At 62.5% G+C, this 18,273-nt stretch carries 12 protein-coding genes; all 12 read right to left on the reverse strand.

The genetic code is table 11. The features are described from left to right. Nucleotides 1-237: 237 nt before the first annotated feature. On the reverse strand, nucleotides 238-2,718 hold the full coding sequence (locus HU764_RS06835; RefSeq protein ID WP_186703914.1) for a TonB-dependent siderophore receptor: 2,481 nt from the start codon (nucleotides 2,716-2,718) through the stop codon (nucleotides 238-240). A gap of 91 nt (nucleotides 2,719-2,809) precedes the next feature. Next, nucleotides 2,810-3,772, reverse strand: a complete 963-nt coding sequence (locus tag HU764_RS06840; RefSeq protein ID WP_186703913.1) for a FecR domain-containing protein — start codon at nucleotides 3,770-3,772, stop codon at nucleotides 2,810-2,812. Then, on the reverse strand, nucleotides 3,769-4,284 hold the full coding sequence (locus HU764_RS06845; RefSeq protein ID WP_186703912.1) for a sigma-70 family RNA polymerase sigma factor: 516 nt from the start codon (nucleotides 4,282-4,284) through the stop codon (nucleotides 3,769-3,771). The genes HU764_RS06840 and HU764_RS06845 overlap by 4 nt, the downstream gene beginning before the upstream one ends. A 68-nt stretch (nucleotides 4,285-4,352) precedes the next feature. Then, nucleotides 4,353-5,657 (reverse strand): di-heme oxidoreductase family protein, encoded by a 1,305-nt coding sequence (locus HU764_RS06850; protein WP_186703911.1) that lies wholly within the window; start codon nucleotides 5,655-5,657, stop codon nucleotides 4,353-4,355. A 26-nt stretch (nucleotides 5,658-5,683) separates the two neighbouring features. Further along, nucleotides 5,684-6,985, reverse strand: a complete 1,302-nt coding sequence (locus HU764_RS06855) for an ABC transporter substrate-binding protein (RefSeq protein WP_186680753.1) — start codon at nucleotides 6,983-6,985, stop codon at nucleotides 5,684-5,686. Then, nucleotides 6,972-9,014 (reverse strand): TonB-dependent receptor plug domain-containing protein, encoded by a 2,043-nt coding sequence (locus HU764_RS06860; protein ID WP_186703910.1) that lies wholly within the window; start codon nucleotides 9,012-9,014, stop codon nucleotides 6,972-6,974. The genes HU764_RS06855 and HU764_RS06860 overlap by 14 nt, the downstream gene beginning before the upstream one ends. A gap of 618 nt (nucleotides 9,015-9,632) precedes the next feature. Beyond that, complete coding sequence (locus HU764_RS06865; protein ID WP_186683367.1) at nucleotides 9,633-10,691, reverse strand: IS110 family RNA-guided transposase; 1,059 nt, start codon at nucleotides 10,689-10,691, stop codon at nucleotides 9,633-9,635. A 170-nt stretch (nucleotides 10,692-10,861) separates the two neighbouring features. Next, complete coding sequence (locus HU764_RS06870) at nucleotides 10,862-12,472, reverse strand: ABC transporter ATP-binding protein (RefSeq protein WP_186680757.1); 1,611 nt, start codon at nucleotides 12,470-12,472, stop codon at nucleotides 10,862-10,864. A gap of 1 nt (nucleotide 12,473) precedes the next feature. After that, nucleotides 12,474-13,493, reverse strand: a complete 1,020-nt coding sequence (locus HU764_RS06875; protein ID WP_027592834.1) for an ABC transporter permease — start codon at nucleotides 13,491-13,493, stop codon at nucleotides 12,474-12,476. Between the two features lies 1 nt (nucleotide 13,494). Continuing rightward, nucleotides 13,495-14,568, reverse strand: a complete 1,074-nt coding sequence (locus HU764_RS06880; RefSeq protein WP_027592833.1) for a microcin C ABC transporter permease YejB — start codon at nucleotides 14,566-14,568, stop codon at nucleotides 13,495-13,497. A 1-nt stretch (nucleotide 14,569) separates the two neighbouring features. Then, nucleotides 14,570-16,405 carry an extracellular solute-binding protein gene (locus HU764_RS06885; protein WP_186704247.1) on the reverse strand — a complete coding sequence of 612 codons (1,836 nt, stop codon included), beginning with the start codon at nucleotides 16,403-16,405 and terminating at the stop codon, nucleotides 14,570-14,572. After that, nucleotides 16,402-18,231 (reverse strand): extracellular solute-binding protein, encoded by a 1,830-nt coding sequence (locus tag HU764_RS06890; protein WP_202885430.1) that lies wholly within the window; start codon nucleotides 18,229-18,231, stop codon nucleotides 16,402-16,404. Before HU764_RS06890 ends, HU764_RS06885 begins: the two co-directional genes overlap by 4 nt. Nucleotides 18,232-18,273: the final 42 nt, after the last annotated feature.

The raw sequence follows: 18,273 nt of genomic DNA on the forward strand, positions 1-18,273 counted from the left end.
GTTATTCCTCAGGCATGGGCGCGCGGCCCCTTGGTGCCCACCTTGATATCCAGTCGGACAAACAAGGCGGTCGCGCGCAGACTTCACAGGCCTCACTGGCCCGAAACAAACGTAGGAGCGAGCGTTGCTCGCGATGCGCCGCGCGGGCGGCGCTCGATCTGACAGGCGCTGCAAATCCATAGCCATGCACCTGGCGGCCCTCCCTCAATCTACCGCCGGCTCACCCCACCCCTCACATCAAAAACTGGCCTTGACCGACACCATGAAATTACGCGGCTCCCCATAATAATTACCAAACGTCTCTGTCCCGATACTGGCGTAATAACGCTTGTCGAACAGGTTGTTGCCGTTAACCGCCACCGACCAGGTATCGTCGATCCGGTAACCGATCCGGCCATTCCAAACCGCGTACCCCGCCTGGCTGATCTTCTCGCCACTGGCAGGCGAAACCCGGAAGTTATCGCTCTGCGCGTTCACCCCGGCACCCAGGCTGAACCGCTCAAAAGCGCCATCGAGCGCGTACTCGCCCCACAGGCGCAGCACGTGCCGAGGCACATAGCTGTTGAACGCCGCGCCGTTCAGGCTGGTGTCGATATCGTCGAGTGTCTTGGTCTGGGTGTAGGTGTAGCCCGCCAGCAATTGCAGGCGCTCGATGACTTCACCACTGATCTCGGCCTCGAAACCCTGAGCGCGGACCTTGCCAGCGTTGACATAGCAGTAGCCATCCGAGGAGGGGCACGACGAGTTGTAGTCGGTCTGCGCCTGGTCCTTCTGAATGGTGCGGAACAGGTTGAAGGCGCCGTTCAAACGCCCGTCGAACCAGGCCCCCTTGATCCCCAGTTCATAGCTCTGGCCCACCAGCGGTTTGAGCGCCGAACCTTGTTCGTCCCGGTAGCTGCCTTGCGGGGTGAAGATGTCCGAGTAGCTGGCGTAGGCCGTCAGGTTTTCGTTCAGGTCCAGCAGCACGCCGGCAAAGGGTGTGACCTGCCCGGTCTCGCGGGCGTTGGAGTGCTGCGGCGGCGTGGCGGTGTCGATGAAGACGGTATCGGTCTCGGCGTTATACCAACTCACCCGGCCCCCCATCACCAGGGTCAACGGGTCGGCCAGTTTCAGGCGCAGGGTCGAGTAGAGGCCTTTTTGTGTGGTCACGGACTTGACCGGGCCACCGCGCGACGAGTGCTCGATGAAGTAGCTGTCATCTGGCTCAGGGATGAACTTGTCGGGGTTGAACACGTTCTGCCGTTGCGCAAGGAACGCCACCGAGTAGAAGTCATCTTTCTTCGAGCGGCTGGCGTTCATGCCCAGCACCAGTTCATGTTGCTGGCCGAAGGCAGCGAACTTGCCATCCACATAGGCATCCAGGCCGTAATCGACCTGGTCATAGTCATACATACTGCCCAGCATGCCAGTGGTATCGATGCCAGGCGTCACCGCACCGGACGCGAAGGCGTACTTGATGTCTTGGGTGTTCTTTGTATAAACGCTCGCCACCTTGAGCTTCCAGTCTTCGTCGAGCTGGTGGGTGAGGTCGGTGAACACCGTGGTGCGCTGGCTGCGCCAGGTATTCCACGAAGGGTCGAGGCAGGTCGAGCGGCTGAGGTTCAGGTCGCTGCGGTCCCGGTAGCGTGGCAGGCCGCCCCAGCAGGGGTTGGCATCCACGTCCTCGTAGGCAACGCCTAGGCCCAACGTCGTGTCGGGGCTGACATCGACGTCGAGGGCGCCGTAGTACACCTGGTCCTTGCGGTTGGCGTCGTCGACCGAGTAATGCCGGCTCTGCTCCGCCACGACCGCCCGGCCACGCAAGGTGCCGGCTGCGTTCAGCGGCCCACCGGTGTCGAGCTGCCCGCGATAGTTGTCCCAACTGCCTCCGGACAGGGTGATGTCGGTATGCGCCGCCGCCAGGCCACGCTTGCGCACGAAGTTCACCCCGCCAGCGGTCCCGCCCGACCCTTTCATCATGCCGGCTGCGCCGCGCAGCACCTCGACCCGGTCGTAGTAGGCCATGTCACTGCTGAAGCTGTCGGCTTGAACATAGAGGTTGCCCATGTCCAGCGGCACGCCGTCGTACTGGTACTGGCCCGACATGCGGAACCCGCGCGAATAGAAGTATTTGCCGCCCATGGTCGAGTCGTACACGGTGATGCCGGGCGTCTTTTCCATGACCTGATCGATGGTGTACAGGTTCTGGTCGTCCATCATTTTGCGCGTCATCACCGTGACCGACTGCGGCGTCTCCTTGAGCGAGTGCTCGCCCTTGCCGATGGTCACCGCGCCCGTGGTGTACGAGCCGCTGTTTTCAGTGGTTGCGCCCAGCACCTGGCTGGTGATGTTGGTGGCCCCCAGCTCCAGTGCCGAGCCCGACGACGGCACCGCCTGCAGCACATAAGTGCCGTTTGACCGCGGCTCGGCCTGCAGGCCGCTGCCTGCCAGAATCTGGGTAAAGCCCTCGCTGACACCGAACGCACCTTTGAGGCCGGGGCTCTGCAAACCGTCTGTTTGCCGGGCATCGAACGAAATCGCGGCGCCCGCCGCACTGGCGAAGCGGCTGAGGACTTCAGTCAGGCTGCCCCCCGCAATATTGTACGACCGTACGGCATTTTGCTGCGTCGGCTGCGGCGCTGCATACGTCGTCATGGGCCAGGCGCCGGCGGTGGTTGCCGCCAACAGCCCAACATTTATTGCAGTCGCCAGACGACCACGCTTGAACACAGCAGACATACCAATCCTCCCCCTGAAAACGATCAATAGAACCCTTTGGGGGATGAGCCGAACGTCGTGTAAGAAAAGTGCAAAACCCGCGAAAGTTTTTTCAGCCCGCTGGGGAAGGGGGCGGCGATACGGTGACCCAAAAACGGCTGTAGCGCGTGACGCGCAGCGCAAACCCGGTTTCCAGTGCCGCCAATGCCCGGTCAGTGTCATCGATGGGGAACGCGCCAGAAACCTTCAGCTGGGCAATGCGGGGATCACAGCGCAGCACCCCGGTGCGATAGCGCGAGAGGTCCGCCAGCAGTTCGCCCAAGGGACGGTCCAGGGCGATGATGCTGCCTTGTTGCCAGGCCCCTACAGAGGCGTCATTGCGCCGTATTGCCCCCACCGAACGGTCAGAAAACGCGATGGATTGCCCAGCTTCCACACGCACTGCCAACGCACCGCTGGACGCCCTCACTTCCACCGCCTTCTCGAGCACGGCCACGTCACCCTCCAAGGCTTGGGAGCGAACCAGAAAACGCGTGCCCAGCGCCCGTACCTGGCCATGCCGGGTGCGCACACTGAACGGCCGTTGCGCGGGGTCGGCCGCCGTGGTGACCAGAATTTCGCCGCGCAACAGTTCCAGCACCCGTTGCTGGCCGTCGTACTTGAGGTTCACCGACGTGTCGGTGTTCAGCAGCAGCGAGCCGCCATCGGGCAAGCGAAACGCGCGGCGTTCACCCACGGCGGTGCGGTAGTCGGCCAGCAGTTGTTGCGAGGTGTCGCTGCGCCAACCCAGCCAGCCCAGCGAAGTGGCCGGCACCAGTATCACGACACTGCGCAACAGCTGGCGCCGAGAGCGCTCGGCGCCGCGCAAGGCAGGGGCCGCCAGGGCGCCGGGCACGCGGGTCATCTGCTCGCCCACGGCGGCCATGCGTTGCCAGGCCTGACGGTGGGCCGGGTCGGCAACCAGCCAGTCGTTCCAGGCGCTGCGGTCGGCGTCGGTGGCGATGCCCGAGTGCAGCCGCGCGTACCAGCGCGCGGCGACACTGATGTCGTTCAACTCGGCGGGCGACAGGCTCATGCCAGTTGCAACTGCATCAAACAGCAATGCTCCATGGCTTTGGCCATGTAGTTGTTGACGCTGCGCACGCTGATGTTCATGTGCTCGGCAATCTGTGGGTAGGTCAGGCCGTCGAACTGCGACAGCATGAACACCTGCTTCACCTTCGGGCCAAGCCCTTGCAGCAGGCGGTCGACTTCTACCAGTGCCTGCAACAGGATCGCCTGTTCCTCCAGCGAAGGCTGCAACGCCTCCGGCAGGCTAGCCAAGGCCTCCAGGTAGGCCTGCTCCAGTGAGCGCCGACGAATCAGGTCGATCAGCAGGCCCTTGGCAATTCGCGACAGGTAGGGGCGTGGCTCGCGAATATCCAGCGCACTGCGTGCCTTGATCACCCGCACGAAGGTGTCCTGCGTCAGGTCGGCGGCATCGAACGCATTGCCCAGGCGTTTGCGCAGCCAGCCATTGAGCCAGCCGTGATGTTCGCAGTACAGATCATTGACGGCGCTACGCAGGGATAGATCGTTGGCGGGCATGGTGATGGAATGGTTCGCGAATGGTAATGAATCTTATTGTCGTGCGGGCTGTGGTTTTTTTGCAAGCGCTACAAAGATTCAAGAAACGCACGTATCGCCTGCCGCTCGCCTTTGCTCAGCGCCGCATAGCGTTGCCGGGCCACTTCTGCTTCACCGCCATGCCAGACAATCGCTTCTTCCAGGATGCGCGCTCGGCCGTCGTGCAGATAGCCGCTGCCGGGGGTAATCCGCTCGCTCAGGCCAAGCCCCCACAGCGCCGCCGTGCGCCACTGCCGGCCGTTGGCGAGAGAGTCTTCACGGCCATCGGCCAGGCCGGGGCCCATGTCGTGCAGTAACAGATCGGTATACGGCGCGATGCGTTGCTGTGTCAGGGCGGGATAAAGCGGGTGTGTGCCGGTGATCAGCTCGGGGCGGTGACAGGCGCTGCAGCCACTGGCAGTGAACAGTTTTTCGCCCTCAATGACCGCAGGTTCGGCCTGTTGTCGACGGGCCGGTACGGCCAGGTGAGCGAGGTAGAAATGCAGGTCGCCGAGTTGCAGGGCGTCCAACTCCGGCTCGCCGCCATGCGCTGCTTGGGCACAGGCCAGTTGAGTGGGCGTGCAGTTCTGCACGGGGGCGAGCGGGGACGTGATGCCAAGATCACCCAGCATGGCGTGGGCGATTTGTTGGCGCAGGTCCGGTTGGTTGGCCTTGAGGCCAAAGCGGCCTGCCTCGGTGCGTTGTCGCTCGACACTCCACACCTGATTGACCTGCCCCGTCACGCCATCTGGTTTGGCTTCGGAGGCCATGGCGTGCAGGGTGCGCTCATCGATAGCCTCCAGCAAACCAAGGCCAATGACCGGCGAACCCACGCGTGCCGACGTTAACACCGCGTCCAATGGCCCATAAGCCAGCTCACGCAGCTCGACACGCGGCTTGCGCAGCATGACGGTTTCGCCATCGCCCAGCTGCACCGCCTGCTCCTCCCAGTGCACATGGGCGCGCCCTTCACCCGGCACGCCAGGCACACCCTGATCGTTCAACTGATCGCCGTAGAGGGGGTGAGGCTTTGGCCCGCCATGGTCGTCGTGCCCCGGCAGGGACAAGCGCAGCAACATGCTGCGCATCGGCTGCCCGTGTTCAGGCGCCTGGCCACGGCCGTTCTTGGGGTGGCAGGCGATGCACGACACCCGGTTGTACAGCGGCCCAAGGCCATCCACCGCCTCGTCTCGGGACGGTGCAACCACCCAGGCCTGGCGGAACAGGCTGCGCCCGCGGAAGAAGCGTTCCAGTTGGCCTTCGTCCAGCCCGGTGAACGGCTGGGCGTAGGCTTCACGGTTGGCCGCGGTGTGCGTGGTCTCGGCGCTGGCGAGCAGGCTCGTCAGCACACCCATCGTTAACCAAGCAGCGCGCACGGCAGTCACTGCCCCAAACCATCGAGCAAACGGGCGGCCTCTGCCCGGTGAAGCGCGGCCTGGAACTGCCAGCTGATTTCCCGGCGGCCGAGTTCGTCCGCGTCGGTGGCCGGCGCTTGCGTCATGCCCTGGTCCTGGCGCGCCGCGAACAGTGCCAGTAAGGGCTTAGCCTCGGCGTGTTCGGCATCCAGGGGCGGTGCAGTCAACTGTTGGCGTATGGCGGTGACGTCCAGCCCAGCTGCTTCGGCCGCGTGCAGCCGAGCCCAGAGCTTGCCCAAGGCTTCATGGGGCATGCCGAGCCAGTGGGTGAACAATGAGCTGATCAAGGCCAGGCGTTCGCGTGAGCTGCCGTTGCCGTAGTCATAGGCGCCCAGGCCGGCAGCAACGAACGGGTCATGGTAGTCCGCCGGCAACTGCCGATAGACACTGGGGCGTACGGGCAGTTTGCGGATATCGGCATCGGCCAGCAGCCCTTGGCCTGCTTCCGACAGCACGAACTGCGCAAACGCTCGGGCACCCGCCAATGCCTGGCTGTGGGCTGTAATGGCGATGAATGCAGGGTTAAGGCCGCCATGGGCCGGATAGACGAAATCCACCGGCTCGCCATTGGCTTTGGCCGAGGCGACAAAGAAATCGATCGACAACCCGACGGCTGCACGCCCGCTGGTCACTTCATCACTGACCAGGGTGCCACCCCGCGTTACCAGGCGCGCCTGGCCGGCCAGTTCACTCCAGAGGGCCCAGCCACGTTCCCAGCCATAGGCACGCAAGACGATATCCAGCAGGACCGGCGCAAAGCCGACCCGGCCTGGGTCTGGCAGCGCAATGCGCCCGCGCAGTCGTGGGTCGAGCAAGTCTGGCCAGTCCCTTGGTACCGGAACCCCCAGTTCGCCCAGCGACGTGGCGTTGATGGCAAAGCCATAGCCCGCGAGCTCGGTTGCCTGGTACAGCTGGCGTTGGTCACGCAATGACAAACCACCGATCTGTGCCGGCAGGCCCTTCAGGCTGATCCCCAGGGGTTGCCAGCTACCGGCTTTCGCCAGCCGGGCGAAGTTGCCCGGCGACGGTGCCCAATAGACATCGACACCGCCCTGCTGTGCTTGCAGCAGATAGGGCAGGGCATCGAAGCCCTGGCGCCAGAGGATGTGCAGGCGATAGCCTGGGTGGGCTTGAGCAAAGCCATCCTCGATCCGCGTCATCACCTCTTCGGGGTAGCTGGTCATGACCACCACGGTTTGCGGGGCAGCGTTCAGCAGCGTGCTGACCGTCAGCAGCAGGCCCGCCAGCCAGCGGTTACAGCGGCACATTGAATTGCACGAAGTATTGACGGCCCATTTCAGGGTAGCCCTCGCTGTACTCATACAGCCGGTCGAACAGGTTGCGAATGCCGCCCTCGATCAGCACATCGTTGCTGAAGCGGTAGCCGCTCTTGAGGTTGTACACCGCGTAGCCGGGCGCCATCTGGTTGCCGTCCGAGGTGTTGTAGCGACGCGATGCGGCTTCCACGCTGGCAGTGTGTTGCCAGTCACCCAGATGCCACGAGGCCGAGCCGAACGCGCTGTGGCGTGGGGTATCGGTCGGGTGCAGGTCGTGGTCGCTGAGGTTCTCGCGGTCGAGCCAGGTGTAGTTTGCCGCCAATTCCCAGTTGCCCAGGTCGCCGTTGATGCCAAGCTCCACACCCTGGTTTCGCGCTTTGGCAATGTTCTGGTACTGGCCGCAGGGCGCAGCGCAGTTAGGCTGCGCGGGTACCGTGACGTTTTGAATGGAGTCCTCGATGTTGGCCACGAACAGCGCGGCGTCCAGCTTCCATTGCGGGGCGATCTGGCCGCTGTAGCCGAGCTCATAGTGTGTCGCCCGCTCAGACTTCAAGTCGGGGCTCGGGATCACCGTGCCGAAGCGCGTCGAGTAGCGATCCTTGATGGTCGCGAAGCGGCTTTTGCGTGCCACGGTCAGGCGCAGTTGGCCGTCGTCGTGGGTGCCTAGCAGCGGGTTGGTATTGGCGAACAGGCCCAGTTGCGCGTTGACGGCGTCGTTGCTGCCAGTGGGTTCGTCATAGCGCGTGGCCTGCGATGGCGAGCTGGCGTTGGTGCCGTAGTTCTGTGCGTCCAGGCTCTTGCGGTAGTTGTACGAGACGCCGCCCACCACGCTGAAGATGTCGTTCAGGCGCAGGGTGTCTTCCAGGGCAATCGACTGAGTCTGGTCGCGGAAGTGGGTCTGGGGGTTGGCGCCATCACGCGAGCGATGCACATCATCTTTGAAGTGATAGGCAATGCCCAGGCGGTTGGCCTCGCTCAAGGCCAAGTCGCCTTCCACCGAAAAGCCGCTGCTCTCGTCATCGTATTTACTGGGGAAGCCCGGCTGCAAAGCGCCGACCACGCCATTGCGATAGGTGAAGCTTTCCAGCGAGTTCTTGAAGGTGTCGTGGTACACGCGCGTTTTCAGGGCGTGCTCGCCAAAGCCGGTCTTGGTGGCGATGAACACACTGGTATTGTCCGACCGCGGCCACTCCCACCAGCGCGCACGTTGGCCGGTGGTCGGCAGGTCGCCGGCATATGGCGGTTGGCCCTTGCTGCCTTCCTGCTGAACGTAGCCGAGCACGTATTCATCGGTTTCACTGGGGGTGAAGCCGACTTTGAAGCTGAATTTGCTGTCGCGGTGGTTGCTGTTCTCGCGCCGCCCCGTGCCCTGCTGGTTGTTGGTTGGCTTGAAGTCATCGGGCAGCAGGGTGTAGTCGTAATCGACATAGGACACGCCGCCCTGAACCCACCACAGGCCCTGGTTGGAACCCACATTGGCGTAACTGCGGTAGGCATTCACGTTACCGTGATCGGTCAGCTCCAGCCCCCCACCCACTTCGCCCTCGAACGCTTGCGTGGGGCGGCGGGTCACCAGGTTGATCGCCCCGCCCAGGGTGTTGGGGCCGTACAGCAGTGAGGCGAAGCCCTTGTCCACCTGGATGCGTGACAGGTCGTAGGTGGTGAAACGCCCCAGGTCGATGTTGCCGTCGTAAGGTACGTAGGTGGGAATGCCGTCGATGAACACCGGCACCTGCAGGCGATCGAAACCGCGCACGAATACCACCTGCTCGGCGCGACCACCGATGTAACCGAGGTTGACCCCAGGGCCTAATGTCAGCGCGCTGCCGACGGTCTCGCGGTCGTGCAGCCGAATGTCTTTCAAGTCGATGACGCTACCACCCGTGGACAGCGTTTCGTCCCGTGGTGCGGAAATCTGGATTTCGCCGAGGTTGAAGGTGTTGTTTTGTTCGGCGACAGCGGGTTGAGCACCGAGGGCTGCGACGGCAACCATCACGGTGCGCGGTGTTAGCGGCTTCATTACTGCTCCTGGGTCGGCCATGGCGGTGGCGGGCCTGGCGACGTTATATATTGTTGTATATAGCGATAGGCGAAATTAACCGACCACGACCTCCCCAGGGCGTGATCAGTCAGCGATCGCAAAACAGATGGCAGGATGGCAGATGGCCAACCGCGGGGAATCCTAGCGTTGTTTACGGGTGGTTACAACGATGTATACAAAAATATATAGCGTGTGCCGAGATCGGTAGGGAGGGAGGTCGCAATGGTGCCCCTCCGGTCATGCGCGGTCTGTGTAGGAGCAGCCTTGTGCTGCGAAGAGGCCGGTGGCAGCGCTGAAGATTCCCGGTGGGGTCACGGGCCTCTTCGCAGCACAAGGCTGCTCCTATGTATGGACTCGCCCACACTGTCTAGCTGCTTTTGAACTTAGGAACCCGGTTGCATCTATGTATCAGGCCTATTCGAGGAAGCTTTTTGCTTCTGGCCAACATCGTGGTGAGCTCGCAGCGTGCCGTTTACATTGAGGCCATTCATCAGGCCTGTAGGAGCAGAGGCATCTGTCTGCGACGGTCTTACCAGGGGTCAATGTTCACTAGCAGGGGTTGGAGCGCTCGGCGCCCCGGTGGCATTGCTCGGTTGATCAGAGGCTCATAGCAGCCTCCGAGTTGCTGTTCGGTTTGCGCTGATATACCTGATCGCTCTGCAACAAGGCCCAGATAATGCGCAGATTTCGATTAGCCAGTCTGATCGCCGCCTCCTTGCGTCCAAGGCGGGATAGCCAGCGTAAAAGGCGGTGATCGTCTGGCTGATCGGAATCAGGCCTTAGCTGACTCAAGACAGCATGCGCCCCCTGGATCATCAGGCTGCGTATGTAGCCATCACCTCGCTTGCTCATCCTGCCCAGCCTGATTTTGTTTCCGCTGCTGTGCTGGTCGGGCACGATACCGAAGAAGGCGGCATACATTCGGCCACTGGCGAAGCGGCTAGGCTCGGTCTGTTTCGCCACGATCGCCGTGGCAATGATTGGGCCCACGCCACGAATGGTGATCAACCGCTGTGCGACCTTATCTTCCTGGGCTGTCGCTTCAAGCCGCCTACTCAGCGTCGCAATGCGTTCACCCAGAGAGAGCCAGTCAGTCAGCAGCTCATCGAGCAACTCGCGCAACAAGTCGGGCAGAGGTAAAGAGGCATCTTCAAGAGCCCGTGGCACATGCGAATTGATCGCCGCATCGCCTTGAGGCATGGAGACGCCATGCTCTAGCAGCAGGCCACGTATCTGATTACCCAGCGCTGTATGCCGCTTGATGTTGCCGCGCCGGACACGGTGCAGCGCTTGAATAGCCAGTGCTGTAGTGCTCTTGATCGGGATTGAGGCAATACTGGTATCGCGACCGGCACGCAAAATGGCATGGGCGTCGTTACGGTCATTCTTCGCGCCGCTGCGGTGTTCGGCAACGCGTTGCGCAGGCAGGATCCGAACCGGATTACCCTTGGCCTGCAGTAGTCTGGCCCAGGCTTGCGCACCAGGACCGCACTCCATTAAGACAGTCACCGTCACTGGCAGCTTGATTAGAAAATCATGGAAATTTTGACGGGATTTGATGCGATTTTCGTAGATCACCCGACCGGTAGCATCCTCGCCTGCTAACTGGAAGACCTGTTTGGCCAGGTCTACGCAGAGGGTTGTGCAAAGCTCCACATCAGTGGAAGACAGGGGATCGTGCTTCGAACTATGCTTCTTCATGGTCTCGCCCTCGCTGCCGTTGGCTTCTTTGAACGCCACCGTGGCACTGTGATGCCTCGGCGGGGGCGAGTCCATCGATTACAGTGGAAGGCGTATGCCTTGAGGATCAAACAACGCTCCGAAACCTAGCCCGCCGTCTCAACTTCCAAAAACGCCGCCTCCAACAACTGCCGCGTATACGCATGCTGCGGCGCGTGGAAGATCGCCTGCGCATCCCCTTGCTCTACCACCTGCCCCTGCTTGATCACCATCAACTGATGGCTCAGCGCCTTGACCACTGCCAGGTCATGGCTGATGAACAGGTAGGTCAGGTTGTACTTCTGCTGCAGGCTGCGTAGCAACTCCACCACCTGCCGCTGCACCGTTCGGTCCAGCGCCGAGGTGGGTTCATCCAGCAGGATCAACGCCGGTTTCAACACCAACGCCCGGGCAATCGCAATGCGCTGGCGCTGCCCGCCCGAGAACTCATGCGGGTAGCGGTGCCGTGTCCGCGGGTCCAGCCCCACTTCCTCCAACGCAGCAATGATCGCCGCTTCCTGCTCTTCAGCGGTGCCGATGCGGTGAATTCGCAACCCTTCACCTACGATGTCTGCCACGCACATGCGTGGGCTGAGGCTGCCAAACGGGTCTTGGAACACCACCTGCATTTCTCGCCGCAGCGGGCGTACTGCCTTCTGGTTCATCCCGGCGAGGTCTTGGCCGTGAAAGCGAATGCCGCCCTGGCTTGAAATCAAGCGCAAGATGGCCAGCCCGAGCGTCGACTTGCCCGAGCCACTCTCGCCGACAATCCCCAGCGTCTGCCCCTGGGGCAAGCTGAAGTTGATGCCGTCCACCGCCTTCACATGGTCCACGGTGCGCCGCAAGAAGCCTTTTTTGATGGGGAACCAGACCTTGAGGTCATCCACTTCCAGCAACGGCGCGCCGACTGGGTTGTGGGCAGGTTGGCCGCTGGGTTCGGCATTGATCAGCATCTGCGTGTAGTGATGCTGCGGCGCACTGAACAGCGTCGCGCAATCCGCCTGCTCGACAATCTGCCCGCGCTGCATCACGCACACGCGGTGGGCAATGCGCCGCACCAGGTTCAGGTCATGGCTGATCAACAGCAGCGCCATGCCCAACCGCGCCTGCAGCTCCTTGAGCAGGTCGAGAATCTTCAACTGCACGGTCACGTCCAGCGCGGTGGTGGGTTCGTCGGCAATGAGCAGTTCTGGCTCGTTGGCCAGCGCCATGGCGATCATCACCCGCTGCCGCTGCCCACCCGACAGCTCGTGGGGCAGGGCCTTGAGGCGCTTGCGCGGTTCGGGAATCCCAACCAGTTCCAACAGCTCCAGCGTGCGTGCGGTGGCTTCCTTGCCGGTCAGGCCTTTGTGCAGCAGCAGGATTTCGTTGATCTGCTTCTCGATGCAGTGCAGCGGGTTCAGCGAGGTCATCGGCTCCTGGAAGATCATGGCAATGCGGTTGCCACGGATATGCCGCAAGGCCTTCTCGCTCTGCTGCAGCAAGTCTTTGCCCTCGTAGCGGATGCTGCCGCTGGGGTGGCGGGCGAGGGGGTAGGGCAGCAGGCGCAGGATCGAGTGGGCGGTCACCGATTTGCCCGAGCCGCTCTCGCCGACCAGGGCCAGGGTCTCGCCCTTGCGGATGTCGAAACTGATGCCGTCGACCACCCGGTTGACCTGCTCGCCGGTGACGAACTCCACCGCGAGATCACGCACTTCGATCAGGTTGTGTTCGCTCATGTCATTTCCTTGGGTCGAAGGCATCGCGGGCGGATTCGCCGATGAACACCAGCAAGCTCAGCATCACCGCCAGCACGGCGAATGCGCTGATGCCCAGCCATGGCGCCTGCAGGTTGGATTTGCCTTGGGCGACCAGTTCGCCCAGCGACGGCGAGCCAGCGGGCAGGCCGAAGCCGAGGAAGTCCAGGGCGGTCAGCGTGCCGATGGCGCCGGTGAGGATGAACGGCATGAAGGTCATGGTCGAGATCATCGCGTTGGGCAGAATGTGCCGGTACATGATCGCGCCATTGCGCATGCCCAGGGCGCGGGCGGCGCGCACGTATTCAAGGTTGCGGCCACGCAGGAACTCGGCGCGCACCACGTCCACCAGGCTCATCCACGAGAACAGCAGCATGATCCCCAGCAGCCACCAGAAGTTGGGCTGCACGAAGCTTGCGAGGATGATCAGCAGGTACAGCACCGGCAAGCCCGACCAAATCTCCAGAAAGCGCTGACCGGCCAGGTCGACCCAGCCGCCATAAAAGCCCTGCAAGGCCCCGGCGATGACGCCGACGATGGAACTGAGGATGGTCAGGGTCAGGGCGAACAGCACCGACACGCGGAAGCCGTAGATCACCCGCGCCATCACATCACGGCCCTGGTCATCGGTGCCCAGCCAGTTGTCCGCCGAAGGCGGGGCGGGGGCCGGGACCTTGAGGTCGTAGTTGATGCTTTGGTAACTGAAGGGGATTGGCGCCCACAGCACGAAGCTGTCTTTCTTGGCCAGCAGTTCGCGGATGTACGGGCTCTTGTAGTTGGCCTCCAGCGGGAACTCGCCGCCAAAGGTGGTCTCCGGGTAGCGCTTGAACGCAGGGAAGTACCACTCGCCGTCGTAACGCACGGCAATCGGTTTGTCGTTGGCGATCAGCTCGGCGCCCAGGCTCAGGCCGAACAGGATGAGGAACAGCCACAACGACCACCAGCCGCGGCGGTTGGCCTTGAAGCGCTCGAAGCGCCGGCGGTTGAGAGGGGACAGTGCCATGTCAGTGCTCCCGGCTGGCGAAGTCGATGCGTGGATCGACCAGGGTGTAGGTCAGGTCGCCGATCAGTTTCACCACCAGCCCTAGCAGGGTGAAGATGAACAGGGTGCCGAAGACCACCGGGTAGTCGCGGTTGATGGCCGCCTCGAAGCTCATCAGGCCCAGGCCGTCGAGCGAGAAAATCACCTCGATCAGCAGCGAGCCTGTGAAGAAGATGCCGATGAAGGCCGAGGGGAAGCCGGCGATCACCAGCAGCATGGCGTTACGGAACACATGCCCGTACAGCACCCGCGAGCGGCTCAGGCCTTTGGCCTTGGCGGTGACCACGTACTGCTTGTTGATCTCGTCGAGGAAGCTGTTTTTGGTCAGCAGGGTCATGGTGGCGAAGTTGCCGATGACCAGTGCGGTGATCGGCAGCACCAGGTGCCAGAAGTAGTCGAGCACCTTGCCGGTGGTGGACAGTTCATCGAAGTTGTTCGAGGTCAGCCCCCGCAGCGGGAACCAGTCGAAGTAGCTGCCACCGGCGAACAATACAATCAGCAGGATGGCGAACAGGAACGCCGGGATGGCGTAGCCGACGATGATCGCCGAACTGGTCCAGACGTCGAAGTGGCTGCCGTGGCGCACGGCCTTGGCGATGCCCAGGGGGATGGACACCAGGTACATGATCAGGGTGCTCCATAACCCTAGCGAGATCGACACCGGCATCTTCTCGATGATCAGATCGATGACCTTGGCATCGCGGAAGAAGCTGTCGCCAAAATCCAGCTGGGCGTAGTTCTTGATCATGATCCAGAGGCGTTCGGGCGGTGACTTGTCGAAGCCGTACATACGCTCGATCTCGGCAATCAGCGCCGGGTCCAGGCCCTGCGCGCCGCGGTAGCTGGAACCGGCCACCGAGACTTCGGCGCCGCCGCCGGCGATGCGGCTGGTAGCGCCTTCGAAGCCTTCGAGCTTGGCGATCATTTGCTCGACCGGGCCGCCGGGCGCGGCCTGGACGATGATGAAGTTGATGATCAGGATGCCGAACAGGGTCGGGATGATCAGCAGCAGGCGGCGCAGGATATAGGCCAGCATCTCAGTTGGCCTCGCCCGCGGAGGCATCGGTGACGGCTGGGGTCACGCCAGGCTTGATCCACCAGGTGTCGATGCCGATGTCGTACTTGGGCGAGACGCTCGGGTGGCCGATGTGGTTCCAGTAGGCCACGCGCCAGGTCTTGATGTGCCAGTTGGGGATCACGTAGTAGCCCCACAGCAGTACGCGGTCCAGTGCCCGTGCGTGGTTGATCAGGCTCTGGCGTGAGTCGGCGTTGATCAACTGTTCCACCAGTTGGTCGATGGCCGGGTCACGCAGGCCGATGAAGTTGCGGCTGCCGGGGTTGTCGGCGGCGGCGCTGGACCAGAACTCGCGCTGTTCGTTGCCCGGCGAATTGGATTGCGGGTAACCGCCGACGATCATGTCGTAGTCGCGTGAGCGCAGGCGGTTGATGTATTGCGAAACGTCGACCCGGCGGATGTTCAGGTCAATGCCCAAGTCGGCAAGGTTGCGTTTGAACGGCAGCAGAATGCGCTCGAATTCGGTCTGGGCCAGCAGAAACTCGATGGACACCGGCTTGCCGTCCTTGTCGACCATCTTGTCGTCGACGATTTTCCAGCCGGCCTCCTGCAGAAGCTTGTAGGCCTGGCGCTGCTGTTCACGGATCATGCCGCTGGCGTCGGTGACCGGGTTGTGGAACGCCTCGCTATAGACCTGCTCGGGCACCTTGCCGCGCAGCGGTTCGAGTATTTTCAGCTCGTCAGCGGAGGGCACGCCCCTGGCGGCCATGTCGGAGTTTTCGAAGTAGCTGCCGGTGCGGGTGTAGGCACCGTTGAACAGCTGCTTGTTGGTCCACTCGAAGTCCAGCAGCAGGCTCAGCGCCTGGCGCACGCGGATGTCCTGGAAGACCGGTTTGCGCAGGTTGAAGATGAAACCCTGCATGCCGGTGGGGTTGCCGTTGGGCAGCTCTTCCTTGATCAAGCGGCCATCGCGGACCGCCGGGACGTTGTAGGCGGTGGCCCAGTTTTTTGCGCTTACCTCGAGCGCGTAGTCGAACGCCCCAGCCTTCAATGCCTCCAGCGCTACGGCCGTGTCGCGGTAAGCGTCGAAGGTCATGGCATCGAAGTTGAACTGACCACGGTTGATCGGCAGGTCCTTGGCCCAGTAGTCCTTGACCCGCTCGTAGCGGATGGTACGCCCGGCCTTGACCTCGGCGACCTTGTACGGGCCGCTGCCCAGCGGTATTTCCAGGTTGCCGCGGTTGAAGTCGCGGTTTTCGTACCAGTGTTTGGGTAGCACAGGCAGCTGGCCGAGAATCAGCGGCAGTTCGCGGTTGTTCTGGTGCTTGAACTTGAACAGCACCCGCAGCGGGTCTTCGGCGACCACTTCGGCAACGTCGGCGTAGTACTGGCGGTACAGCGGCGCGCCGTCCTTGATCAGGGCATTGAAGGTGAAGACCACATCGTCGGCACGCATCGGGTGGCCGTCATGGAAGCGGGCTTCGGGGCGCAGGTAGAAGCGTACCCAGCTGTTGTCCGGGGCTTTTTCGATTTTGCCGGCAACCAGGCCGTATTCGGTGAACGGCTCGTCCTGGCTCTGGCGCATCAGGGTGTCGTAGATGACGCTGATGTTTTCGGCGGCCACACCCTTGTTGATGAAGGGGTTGAGGCTGTCGAAGCCACCGAAGCTGGACTGGCGGAACGTGCCGCCCTTGGGCGCATCGGGGTTCACGTAGTCGAAATGCTTGAAGTCGGCGGGGTATTTCGGCGCCTCGTCGTAGAGCGTCAGTGCGTGTTGGGGGGCGGCCAGCGTGGGCAGGCTTAGGCACGCGAGCAGCAGGCTGCCGGCCAGCTGGCGCAGGCGGTGCGTTGGCATCATTTGGCTTTCTCCGAAGGCTTGATCCACCAGCTGTTCAGCCCGAGGGTGTAGGGCGGCGTGGTGACAAAGGCGAACCGGTTGCGGTAGGCCAGGCGGTGATTGTCGAGATACCAGTTGGGGATCATGTAGTACTGCCATGAAAGCACGCGGTCCAAGGCGCGGGCGGCGGCGACCTGGTCGTCGCGGGTGCGCGCGGCGAGCAAGGTGTCGAGCAGGTGGTCGACCACCGGGTCCTTGACCCCAGCATAGTTCTTGCTGCCCTTGGTCGCGGCTTGGCTTGAGTGAAAGTACAGCCACTGTTCTAGGCCTGGGCTCAAGGTCTGGTTCAGGGTCATCAGAATCATGTCGAAATCGAACTGGTCCAGGCGTTGTTTGTACTGGGCGCGGTCCACGGTGCGCAAGCGTGCGTCGATACCGATGCTGGACAGATTTTCGACATAAGGTTGCAGGATACGTTCGAGGTTCGGGTTTACCAGCAGCAGCTCCAGGCGCAACTGCTGGCCTTTGCTGTCCACCAGGCGCTGGCCGTTGAGCTTCCAGCCCGCTTCGCCGAGCAGGGCCAGGGCTTGGCGCAGGGTTTGGCGGTTGATGCCGCGGCCATCGGTCTGGCTGACCTTGTAGGGCTCGCTGAAGAGCTTTTCGGGCAGTTGGTCGCGGAACGGTGCCAGCAGCAGCCATTCCTTGCCGGTGGGCAGGCCGCTGGCGGCGAATTCGCTGTTGGGGTAGTAGCTGGTCGAACGGCGGTAGGCGCTGCTGAACAGGGCGCGGTTGGTCCACTCGAAGTCGAGCATCAGGCCCAGTGCCTGGCGCACGCGCGGGTCGCTGAACGTGGCCCTGCGGCTGTTCATGAACAGGCCTTGGGTCTGGGTCGGAATACGGTGCGGGATCTGTGCCTTGATCACCTCGCCGCGGCGCACCGCCGGGAAGTTGTAGCCATTGGCCCAGTTTTTGGCCTGGTGTTCGATATAGATATCGAATTCGCCGGCCTTGAACGCTTCGAACGCCACGGTGGCGTCACGGTAGAACTCGTATTCGACCCGCTTGAAGTTGTACTTGCCACGGTTGACGGCGAGGTCCTTGCCCCAGTAGTTCTTCACCCGTTCGAACACCAGCCGCCGGCCAGGCTCAACCTGGGTAATGCGGTAGGGGCCGCTGCCCAGCGGCGGCTCGAAGGTGGTCGCCTTGAAGTCGCGGCCCTGCCAGTAATGCTTGGGCAGCACCGGCATTTCGCCCAGGCGCAGGATCAGCAGCGGGTTGCCGGCGCGCTTGAAGACGAAGCGGATGCGCAAGGGGCCAAGTATGTCTACCCGTTGCACTTCCTGCAGGTTGGTGCGGTAGAGGGGGTGGCCATCCTTGAGCAGCGTGCGATAGGAGAACGCGACGTCCGCCGAGGTGATCGGGTGGCCGTCATGGAAGCGTGCCTGCGGGCGCAGGTTGAACACGACCCAGCTGCGGTCCTCGCTGTACTCCACCGAGCGTGCGATCAGGCCGTAGCTTGAGGTCGGTTCGTCGCCCGACGGGTCGTACTGCCCGGTGCCGATCATCAACGGCTCGTTCAGCTCGCTGATGCCATATTGCTGGAAGTTTGGCGTGGTAATCGGGCTCGATCCCTTGAAGGTGTAAGGGTTGAGCGTGTCGAAGGTACCGAATGCCATAGCCCGCAAGGTGCCGCCTTTAGGCGCTTGCGGGTTGACCCAGTCGAAGTGGGTGAATGTAGCTGGGTACTTGAGCGTGCCGAACTGCGCGTATCCGTGGCTTTCGCTCACCATCGCGACGGCGGGAAAGCTCAAGGCCAGGCTGATTGACAGCAGGAGGGGACGTATCAAGTCGGCATCCGATCCAGAGGCGTTGGGCTTTGATCGAGTACA

This window comes from Pseudomonas kermanshahensis (assembly GCF_014269205.2).
In the GTDB taxonomy this organism is placed as follows: Bacteria; Pseudomonadota; Gammaproteobacteria; order Pseudomonadales; family Pseudomonadaceae; genus Aquipseudomonas; species Aquipseudomonas kermanshahensis.

What these genes read in the sequence shown, in the direction of transcription:
- HU764_RS06835 (WP_186703914.1), bottom strand. Translation starts at nt 2,718, where the DNA reads ATGTCTGCTGTGTTCAAGCGTGGTCGTCTGGCGACTGCAATAAATGTT.
- HU764_RS06840 (WP_186703913.1), bottom strand. Translation starts at nt 3,772, where the DNA reads ATGAGCCTGTCGCCCGCCGAGTTGAACGACATCAGTGTCGCCGCGCGC.
- HU764_RS06855 (WP_186680753.1), bottom strand. Translation starts at nt 6,985, where the DNA reads ATGTGCCGCTGTAACCGCTGGCTGGCGGGCCTGCTGCTGACGGTCAGC.
- HU764_RS06885 (WP_186704247.1), bottom strand. Translation starts at nt 16,405, where the DNA reads ATGATGCCAACGCACCGCCTGCGCCAGCTGGCCGGCAGCCTGCTGCTC.
- HU764_RS06880 (WP_027592833.1), bottom strand. Translation starts at nt 14,568, where the DNA reads ATGCTGGCCTATATCCTGCGCCGCCTGCTGCTGATCATCCCGACCCTG.
- HU764_RS06860 (WP_186703910.1), bottom strand. Translation starts at nt 9,014, where the DNA reads ATGAAGCCGCTAACACCGCGCACCGTGATGGTTGCCGTCGCAGCCCTC.
- HU764_RS06870 (WP_186680757.1), bottom strand. Translation starts at nt 12,472, where the DNA reads ATGAGCGAACACAACCTGATCGAAGTGCGTGATCTCGCGGTGGAGTTC.
- HU764_RS06845 (WP_186703912.1), bottom strand. Translation starts at nt 4,284, where the DNA reads ATGCCCGCCAACGATCTATCCCTGCGTAGCGCCGTCAATGATCTGTAC.
- HU764_RS06875 (WP_027592834.1), bottom strand. Translation starts at nt 13,493, where the DNA reads ATGGCACTGTCCCCTCTCAACCGCCGGCGCTTCGAGCGCTTCAAGGCC.
- HU764_RS06850 (WP_186703911.1), bottom strand. Translation starts at nt 5,657, where the DNA reads ATGGGTGTGCTGACGAGCCTGCTCGCCAGCGCCGAGACCACGCACACC.